This window comes from Haematobacter missouriensis (assembly GCF_000740775.1).
Taxonomy (GTDB): Bacteria; Pseudomonadota; Alphaproteobacteria; order Rhodobacterales; family Rhodobacteraceae; genus Haematobacter; species Haematobacter missouriensis.
The window spans coordinates 97,901-106,035 of the sequence record NZ_JFGS01000008.1 but is presented as its reverse complement, the minus strand read 5'-3'; the positions used below and the strand labels follow the sequence as shown (position 1 = coordinate 106,035).

The 8,135-nt window shown below is 65.8% G+C and carries 9 protein-coding genes; 4 read left to right on the top strand and 5 right to left on the bottom strand.

Annotated features, from left to right (window positions below; genetic code table 11):
- From CG51_RS20540 to CG51_RS08505, 3 genes are all read left to right on the top strand, one after another.
- On the top strand, nucleotides 1-267 hold a 267-nt coding region (locus CG51_RS20540), incomplete at its 5' end, for a hypothetical protein (RefSeq protein WP_211254199.1).
- 414 nt (nucleotides 268-681) lie between these two features.
- Nucleotides 682-999, top strand: coding sequence for a hypothetical protein (locus CG51_RS08510; protein ID WP_143412937.1), 318 nt, complete (start codon nucleotides 682-684; stop codon nucleotides 997-999).
- 158 nt (nucleotides 1,000-1,157) lie between these two features.
- Nucleotides 1,158-1,622, top strand: coding sequence for a DoxX family protein (locus CG51_RS08505; RefSeq protein ID WP_233141170.1), 465 nt, complete (start codon nucleotides 1,158-1,160; stop codon nucleotides 1,620-1,622).
- Nucleotides 1,623-1,672: 50 nt separating this feature from the next.
- Here CG51_RS08505 and kce read toward each other — a convergent pair whose 3' ends face one another.
- Nucleotides 1,673-2,611, bottom strand: a complete 939-nt coding sequence (gene kce / locus CG51_RS08500) for a 3,5-dioxohexanoate:acetyl-CoA acetone transferase (protein WP_035743929.1) — start codon at nucleotides 2,609-2,611, stop codon at nucleotides 1,673-1,675.
- 302 nt (nucleotides 2,612-2,913) lie between these two features.
- Between kce and CG51_RS08495 the strand changes: the two genes are divergently transcribed.
- The gene (locus CG51_RS08495) at nucleotides 2,914-3,717 is read left to right on the top strand and encodes a prephenate dehydrogenase/arogenate dehydrogenase family protein (protein ID WP_051930281.1); all 804 of its coding nucleotides are present in this window, start codon (nucleotides 2,914-2,916) and stop codon (nucleotides 3,715-3,717) included.
- Here the strand turns inward: CG51_RS08495 and CG51_RS08490 are convergent.
- Genes CG51_RS08490 through CG51_RS08470 form a run of 4 tightly spaced genes read right to left on the bottom strand, consistent with a single transcriptional unit; the run spans nucleotide 3,683 to nucleotide 8,088 of the window.
- Nucleotides 3,683-4,645 carry an NAD-dependent epimerase/dehydratase family protein gene (locus CG51_RS08490; RefSeq protein ID WP_035743928.1) on the bottom strand — a complete coding sequence of 321 codons (963 nt, stop codon included), beginning with the start codon at nucleotides 4,643-4,645 and terminating at the stop codon, nucleotides 3,683-3,685. The genes CG51_RS08495 and CG51_RS08490 overlap by 35 nt on opposite strands.
- A gap of 15 nt (nucleotides 4,646-4,660) precedes the next feature.
- Nucleotides 4,661-5,776, bottom strand: a complete 1,116-nt coding sequence (locus CG51_RS08485) for an acyltransferase family protein (protein ID WP_051930279.1) — start codon at nucleotides 5,774-5,776, stop codon at nucleotides 4,661-4,663.
- A gap of 10 nt (nucleotides 5,777-5,786) precedes the next feature.
- Nucleotides 5,787-7,058 (bottom strand): DUF1972 domain-containing protein, encoded by a 1,272-nt coding sequence (locus CG51_RS08475; RefSeq protein ID WP_084695108.1) that lies wholly within the window; start codon nucleotides 7,056-7,058, stop codon nucleotides 5,787-5,789.
- Nucleotides 7,051-8,088 carry a glycosyltransferase family 2 protein gene (locus tag CG51_RS08470; protein ID WP_051930276.1) on the bottom strand — a complete coding sequence of 346 codons (1,038 nt, stop codon included), beginning with the start codon at nucleotides 8,086-8,088 and terminating at the stop codon, nucleotides 7,051-7,053. The genes CG51_RS08475 and CG51_RS08470 overlap by 8 nt, the downstream gene beginning before the upstream one ends.
- Between the last annotated feature and the right edge of the window lie 47 nt (nucleotides 8,089-8,135).

Below are 8,135 nucleotides of genomic sequence, written 5' to 3'. Positions count from 1 at the left end.
AAGCCGGAGTCAACTCTGCCTGCGCATGATCCAGCCCCACCCAGCATCGGCGTCGAGGGAACCGTTCCTCACGCCGACCTTGTTCAGCAGCCTGCTAACCGGCTGCCGGAAAAGTCCTGTCATGCGTTATGTGCCGGAAGCGGCAAATCGGCCCGGAAACGCCCGGAAGTCTATGGGGATTTCCGGCTGGATTCGTCAGATAGTGAACGATTTCCGCTCCAGCACGGGCCAAAAGCGTTGCTCAGCAGCCTGTTAAACTGCTGGTGAAAACTCTGGCATAGGCCCTGTCCCACGTGGGAACCGGCAAATGTGTTGAACCGGCAAACGGGTCCGCTCACCGGCCAAGACTTGTGGGCTCCAGGGGCAACTCTCCGGCGCAAGGCAATCCCCGGGATGCTGTGTCCGCGGCCTGTTGACAGCCATTCTCAAGCAGAATCGCCCGGGGGTGTGCGGACGCCCCGCATGACTCGGCTGGGCTTCGGTTCACGGCCTGCAGCCGGGAATATGTCTCCCTTCGACAGGGGCTTGAGCGATAACGCGGGGCTTGCAGGCGGGCAATCGGGTCATGCGCCTTGGAAAGGGCGCGAGCCGCCCACGGGTGCCATGCCGGGCCGGAACGAGCCTCCCGCCGAACAGGTTGTTAGTCTTGCCGCCCGCGTGCCAAGCGGCTAGGGTAGGGCCGTGTCCAAGCTTCGGGAGCCCATGGCCCGCCTCATCGCCCTATTCATGGCAGTGTCGTTGTGCCTCTCCCTGTTCGCCCGCTCGGCCGACGCTGCGCCGCATGGCGGGTGTCTGTCCTATCGGGACATGCCGGTTTGCACCGTGCTCGGTGAAACTTCCGCGCAGACGAAGCTCAAATCAGGCAAATGCTTCGATCTCTATCTCGTTGAACAACTGGAGATTTCCTGCACAGCTACAGGCGTGCTGACGTTTCCCGTAGCCTCTGCCGATCTTTCTCGCTTCCACCCTGACGTGCCCCGCCGTCCGCCGCGGGCCTGATCCGCGCCAGAAGTCCGGGTCTCCGGCCGCGTGTCCCGAGCAGGGGCCGCCGTTCCGCATCGTCCGGCTCGCTGGCAAGACAATACCCCCAACCGCCGCCATCGTGCGGCATGATTGACACGGCGCAGGCCCGAGCGGCGCGCCATCGGAGAATCCACATGTCTCATATGCAATCCCGCCCCGGCGATACCGAGGGCAACCGCTTCTTCATCCCCGCGCTTCAGCCCGTCTATGAAGCGCTTCTGCCGATATCCGAAACGCTGCTTCGCGTAATCGCCGGGTTTGCGCTGGCCGTGCACGGCTGGCCGAAGATCCAAAACCCCATGGGGTTGACGGGCATGGTGGAAAGCATCGGCTTCGCGCCCTCATGGTTCTGGGCCTTTGCATTGGCGCTCACCGAGTTCGTCGGCGGCATCCTTCTGCTCCTCGGCCTGTTTACCCGTCCCGCCGCAGCGGCTGCGACAGTGGTGCTGCTGGTGACCGTCTGGTTCCACTGGGTGCTGCGCGGGGAGGGCTACAGCGGGGCGGAGCTGTCGCTGATCTGGGCGGGGGTCACTTTCTTCTTCGTGGCCCGTGGGGGCGGCCGCTATTCGCTCGATCGCGCCTTCGGCCGGGAATTCTGAGTAGGGAATTCTGAATAGGGGGAGAGGCAGGACGCCTCTCCCCGACCGCTTCAGAAGTTGACCTTGTCGCCGCCCTTGAGCGCAAGGATGTCACGCGCCTCCGTCGGGGTGGCGATCTCAAGTCCGAGCTCTTCGATGATCCGGCGGATCTTCGCGACCTGCTCGGCATTGGAGGTGGCGAGCTTGCCCTTGCCGATATAGAGGCTGTCCTCCAGTCCGACGCGCACGTTGCCGCCCATCATCGCGGCCTGCGTGGCAAACTGCATCTGGGTCTTGCCGGCCGACAGGACCGACCAGCGATAGTCGTCGCCGAAAAGCTTGTCCGCCGTCTCCTTCATGAAGACCATGTTCTCGACGGAGGAGCCGATGCCGCCAAGGATGCCGAAGATCATCTGGACGAAGAACGGCGGCTTCACCAGCCCGCGATCCACGAAATGCGCGAGGTTGTAGAGATGCCCGATATCGTAGCACTCATGCTCGAACCGGGTTCCGTGCTCTTCGCCCAGCATCTTCAGGATGCGCTCTATGTCCCTGAACGTATTGCGGAAGATGAAGTCATCCGTGCCGAGAAGATAGGGCTTCTCCCAGTCGTACTTCCAGGAGCGGTCCTTTGCCGCCATCGGAAAGATGCCGAAGTTCATCGACCCCATGTTGAGCGAGCACATCTCCGGCGCGGTTTGGAGCGGCGCTTCCAGCCGCTGCTCCACCGTCATGTTGAGCCCGCCGCCCGTCGTGATGTTGATGACCGCATCCGTGGCCTGTTTGATGCGCGGCAGGAACTGCATATAGACATCCGTTGCCGGTGTCGGGCGGCCGTCTTGCGGATCGCGGGCGTGCAGATGCAGGATCGCGGCCCCCGCCTCCGCCGCCGCGATGGACTGCGCGGCAATGTCCTCCGGCTTGAACGGCAGCGCGTCCGACATGGACGGCGTGTGAATGCCCCCCGTGATCGCGCAGGTGATGATGACCTTGCCCTTTTGCGTGCTCATGTCTGTCTCCTCTCTCCTCCGGGCCCGGCGCTTTGGCGCTGCAGCCCCCTATGCGGACCATCCCCCGGCGGCGGATTGTCTGATGAAATTCATCTGCTCTCGCCTGACAGCCGTCAAGGGAAGGTTGACGGAAGGGGTCTGCGCGGCTAGATCAGTCCCATGATCAGGATGCGCCCCTTTGCAACGGTGTATTACGCGCCCTCCCCATAGGAGCGGCCGCGATCAATGATGTTCGACGATGCCGCCGCCGGGCGGCATTCGTGTTTCAGGGCTCCCGGTGGCGCAAAGCCCCGGAAAGCCAGATGGAACAGACCGAAGCCCCAGAATTCATCCCCGCGCCGCTCCCCTTGCGGCTCCCCGTGGCGCCCGCCGTGCCCCGGCTCGGCCTGATCGGCTGCGGCGCCTTCGGCGGGCTGATCGCCCCGCGTCTCGCAGGGCGTTTCGCGCTGGCCGTCCACGACCCCGCGCGCGACGGGAGCCAGCCGCTGGAGGAGGTCGCCTCCGCCGATATCGTGGTGCTGGCCGTCCCGCTTGCCGCACTGGCAGAGACGGCGGAGGCGATCAGCCCGCATCTCCGCCCCGGTGCTCTGGTGGTGGACGTGTGCTCCGTGAAGCTCACCCCGTTGCGCCTGCTGGAAGAGCTGCTGCCCGCCCATGTCGCGCTGGTGGGCAGCCATCCCCTGTTCGGGCCGAAAAGCTTTGGCCCGGGGGCGCGGGTGGTGCTGTGCCCGGCACGGGGCGGGCGCGGGCTTGCTGCGGTGCGCCGCTGGCTCCGGCGGGAGGGGATGACCGTGCTTGTCCGCACGGCTGAGGCGCACGACCGGGACATGGCTCTTGCCCAGGGGATCACGCATATGGTGGGCCGGATCGTGGCCGCGCTTTCGCCGGAGCCGGACGGGAAACACGGGATGACGACTCCCAGCTTTGAGCACCTGCTGACCGCGACGGGCATGGTCGCAGGCGACGCGCAGGGCGTGTTCGAAACGATCCAGCGCGACAATCCCTTTGTCGCAGCGATCCAGCAGCGGTTCTTCGCGGCGGCGGAAGCGCTGCGGGGGGAACTCGCCGGGGTCAGCCCGGCAGCGCCCGCTGCTCCACCCCGCTGACCGGCGGGGGAAGGCCCGCCTCCACCCTGAGCCAGGCCCACGTTTCGGCGAGACCCTCCTCCAGCGTTGCGGTGGCGGACCAGCCCAGCAGTTCCCGCGCGCGGGAACAGTCCAGAACCACGCGGGGCAGGTCGAACTCCCGCCCCGGTCGGCGCACAGGCACGATCGGCCGCCCCGTTGCGTCCGAGAGGAGTGCGATCAGCTCGGCTATACTGCATCCACGCCCGCTGCCCACGTTGTAACAACCGTCAAGGCTGCTCCTGAGCGCCAGCAGGCACAGGCGGGCGAGGTCGCCGACATGGACGAAGTCCCGCACCACGCTGCCGTCGCCCCAGACCTCCGGCATCTCTCCCTGCGCGATCTGCCACAGGAATGTTCCGATGACCCCCTGCACCCCGAGCCGCCCCTGACGCGGGCCGAAGGGATTGGCGGGCCGGAGAATGGCGTAGCCCAGACCGCTCGTCAGATGTTCGGCCACGATGTAGCGTTCCGCCGCAGCCTTCACGATCCCATAGGGCGTGACCGGTCGAAGGGGATGATCCTCCGTGATCGTGTCGGAGAGCGGCGGGCCATAGACCGTGCCGCCGGATGAAAGATAGACGAGCCGCTTCGCTCCGGACCGCCGCATGGCCGCCAGAAGGTGCACCAGCGGAAGGAGGTTGTCGCTGATATCGCCCGCTGGATCCCGCACCGCCGTCTGCGGGACGGAGGAACTGGCGGCGTGGATGACGCGATCCACCCCGTGCAGCGCCTGCTCTACCACGGACATGTCGCGAAGGTCGCCCAGATGATAGCGGATATCCGGCAGGGGTGGGCGGTAGCGTTCCGGCATCCTGTCCAGAACGGCGACCTCCTCCCCCCCTGCACGCAGGACGTCCACGATATGGGAGCCGATGAAGCCGTTCCCGCCGATGACAAGCGTGGTCATGCTGTCGCTCTCCGCTTATGCCGCCCGCGCGACAAGGCGCGGGTTGCCGGCGAATGTGTTGCGGATCCACCTGCGTGACGGCTGTTCGAGGAACTGGAAGCTCACCGCGGCCAGCGCCGTGCTCACCACGAGGACGATCACGGTATAGACAAGGAAGCCATCCGCCGTTCCGGGGTTCAGCGACGGAACCAGCCTGTTGACCGCCATGATGACGAGCGCATGGATCAGGTAGATGGAGAAGCTGAGATCGCCCCAGTAGACGATCCACTTCTGCCCGAGAAACCGCTTCAGCCAGCCCCGGCAGAGCACCAGCGCAAAGATCATCAGCGTAAAGGCCGCGACCACGCCCACATCCGGCAGATAGAAGCGTACCCCGAGGAAGGCGGTAGTCATGGCGAGCGCGGCGATGATGTCCCAGCTCACACCCTTTGGCAGCCGCCAGTGCAGCGCCGCGGGCGCCAGCCGGGCGAGCAGGCAGCCGATGGCGAAGTCCACCGTGTTCCGCAGCAGCGCGCCCCAGCCGAGCTGGATCGCCCATGTCCGCCCCGGATGCAGCACGACGAAGGCCGCCATGAAAGCGAACAGCGCGCCGATGGCCGCCACCTGCGACCGGGTGCTGTTCAGCCTGTTCAATGGCAGCGCCAGCAGCGGAAAAAGCAGATAGGTGAACCATTCAGTGCTGATCGACCAGGCCGGGTAGTTGAAGCTGAGCGTCGGCACGGTGCCCCATGCCTGCATCAGCAGGATGTTCCAGAAGAACGCCTCCCCCGAGAAGGACGTGCCCGGCGTGTTCGGCCTCACCAACAGCACAGCCGCGCCGAGGATGAGCAGCGTCACCAGATGCAGCGGATAGAACCGCGCGATCCGCAGGACGAGGAAATGCCTCACGGTGCGGGCATCCATGCCCCGGTGGCTGGCGCTGAAGAACTCCTCCCGGTGCAGCATGGCGATGAGAAAGCCGGAGAGGATGAAGAAACAGTCCAGCAGGAACTCCCCCCGTCCGATGAAGCCGGGATTCTCATGCAACGATGCACCGTAGCCAAGCGCCTCCAGGCAGTGGCGATAGACGACGATGAAGGCGAAAGGCCCCCGGATGGAGGTCAGCAGCGAAAGGCCGGGAAAGCGGATCATGGCGCACCTTTCATCCAGCGTTGCGGGCATGAAGCGCGGGCCCGCCGGCCAGCGCCAGTTCCCCGTCCGGCATCGGCGGAAGCGAGAGTTCCCGCTCCGCCCCCAGCAGCGGCACGGGATATTGCTGGACAAGCATCGCCTGATAGGCGCGCAGCACCGGCTCCCATGTGAAACGCTCGGCATGGCGCGCCCGCGCGGCGGCAGACATGGCGGCGCGCATCCGGGGCGTTTCGATCAGCGCGGTGATATGATGGTCCAGCTCCTCCACATCCGAGAAGAACCGCTGCTCCTCTCCCGCGACCCAGCCGTTGAACACGTTGCGGTGCGCGATGACCGGGCACCCGGCACCGAGCGCTTCGACCAGCGAGGGGTTCGTCCCGCCGACGGTATGGCCATGGATATGGGCGAGCGTATGCACGCGGAGCGCGGCGACCGCCTCCTTCTGGAACACCGGGCCGAGAAACACGACCTCCGGGCTGGCGGCGGCGCGCACGGCGTCATGGTAGGCGTTGCCGGGCTCCAGCCCACCTGCCACGGCGAGCTTCACTCCCCGCGGCCGCGCGGAAAAGCCGCGCACGATCTGCAACGTCTGATTTTCCCGCTCCACCCGAGCGATGGACAGCATGAACTTCTCAGGTTCCAGGCCAAAGGCCGCGAGCGGTGCCGGGTCAGCTTCCGGCAGACTTTCCGCGCCATAGGGGATCATGGTGATGCGGGATGGATCCGTCATGCCCGACAGCCGCTTCGCGATGGCGGGATGGTCGGCGACGAGGTGGTTGCCCAGCATCACCGCCGCGCGCTCGTTCAGGCGGAACCACTGGCGGACAGGCCAGGACCACTTGGTCCGCTTCCATTCCAGCCCGTCCATGTTGATGACGTTCCGCACGCCGCCAAGCCGGTAGAGCAGCCCGATCAGCGCGGTGTTGTAGCCGAGCGTGAGCACCAGCGGCGCCGCCTTCACCGCATGTCTGGCGGAGATCCAGTCGAACTCGATGGAGCCGAGCGACCCCTTGCGGCGCACCGGAAGCTGGATCAGCCGCACGCCCCTCCATTCGGAAGCACCGTCGCCGGTCTCGTCCTGACAATAGACATCCACGCGCCAGCCCTGCTGCACGAGCCAAGGTGCCAGCTCCTGGGCGAAGGTCTCGAACCCGCCATGCCATGCGGGAATGCCGCGCGTACCAAGAATGGCGAGATGCGGCGGCTTGCCTTCCGCGTCGCGAAGCCCCGCGGGCGTGTTCAGCGGAAGGACGACGGGCCGTTTGGAAAAATCGTTAGCCATGGGAAACGCCGTGCTCTTCGGGGTTTGAACTGGCGATCGGCAGGGATCGCGCTGCGGAGGGCGAAGGATCGGGTCGTCGCATCGTCAGCACATGGGTGGCGTAGCGGCGCATGATCCCCGCTTTTCGTCGGAGACGGGGATCGCGGCGAAGAACGCCCGCAACCCCGTAAGCTGCCGATCGGAGGGAGAACCCCGCACCGTAGGCAATGCGGAAGAGGGCCAGGCCGCGCGGGTTCTCCCGCAGGTAGAGCCGCCCCAGCGCGTCGAGCCAGGTGGTGGAGATATCTGCCCCTTCCTGGGTGCCGCCCTGAACATGCACGGCGCAAAGGTCGGGCAGATAGGCGACCTGCCATCCCGCGCGGCGCATCCTGCAGCCCCATTCCACATCCTCGGCATACATGAAGAAACCAGCATCCAGCCCGCCCACCTGCCGGATGACATCGGCGCGCACGAGGATCAGCGCCCCGCTCAGCCAGTCCACCTGCCGGGGCGCAGTACCGCGCCGAGGCGACAGGAACAGGCCCCGCGCACCGGGAACAAGCCGCCCCAGACCAAGCGCATGGACCAGCACCGCAGCCGGCCGGGGCGCGTGACCGCCGTCGCCGACCTGATGGCGCCCATCGGGATAGGTCAGCCGGCAACCGACGGCGCCCGTTCCGGGATACGCCTCCAGATGGCGGAGCAGCCGCGCGATGGTGCCGGGCGTCTCCAGAAAGGCATCCGGGTTCAGCAGCAGCACCGTCTCCGCCCGCGCCAGACCAAATCCGCGGTTGTTCCCCCCGGCAAAACCAAGGTTCTCACCGGTTTTCACCAGATGCACATCGGGGAAGTCAGAGGCGACCATTTCCGGTGCGCCATCGGTTGATCCGTTGTCGATCACAATTATCTCGCGCGACACGTCAGGTGAATCGCCCGATGCCAATTGCAGGCAGTGGCGCAGGTAGTCGCGACCGTTCCAAGCGACGATCACGATTGAAACCTGCGGTTTACGTGAAGCATGGGAAGGGTAAGAGAGTGCATGCGATTTCATTTCCATCCTCCCCAGCGTTGTATTGGTCCCGGGCATATGAAACTGCC